General features: G+C 65.3%; 1 pseudogene. It reads right to left on the reverse strand.

Going from position 1 to position 533, the window contains the following annotated elements:
• Window positions 1-10: 10 nt before the first annotated feature.
• Window positions 11-533 (reverse strand): annotated as a pseudogene (locus CSC62_RS17635) (hypothetical protein); the annotation flags it as partial.

The following is a 533-nucleotide window of genomic DNA, read 5'->3' on the forward strand; positions in this document are numbered from 1 at the left end:
ACGCGGGCTAGGCGTTTCCAGTGGCGCCATGGACGAAGGTGTTCTGCAAGGGGGACACGCCATTGGCGACATTGTTGGTACCGGCCGCAAACTGGCTGGCGGCACGCGCGTCGCTGCCGAAGGCCGTCGGGCAGGCGAAGAACACCGAGTTGAAGGTACCGAGCGTGTCGGTATCGGCCAGGTTGAAGCACACCAGGCCATCGCCGGTGCCGCCGGCAGGACGGGTCACCACCGAGTTGTAGAACGCGGCCTGCGTGCCCTGGTTGAGCATGATCGCCGCACCGGCGCGCGCATTGCCCACGTAGGTGAAATTGGCCACCTTCGGGCGCGAATACGGCTGGCGACGCAGGCTGTGCCACTCGTTCATGCGATCGCCGCCACCGGCCCGCTGCACCACGATGCCGAACTGCAGTGCACCGCTCCAGCCAGCATCGGTATCCAGCGAATCGTCGTCGGCACCGGTGATGACCAGATGGCTACCGTTGACCGTACCGCCGAACCATTCGATGCCGTCGTCGGAGCTGTTGTGGATC

The organism is Pseudoxanthomonas jiangsuensis (assembly GCF_010093185.1).
Taxonomy (GTDB): Bacteria; Pseudomonadota; Gammaproteobacteria; order Xanthomonadales; family Xanthomonadaceae; genus Pseudoxanthomonas; species Pseudoxanthomonas jiangsuensis.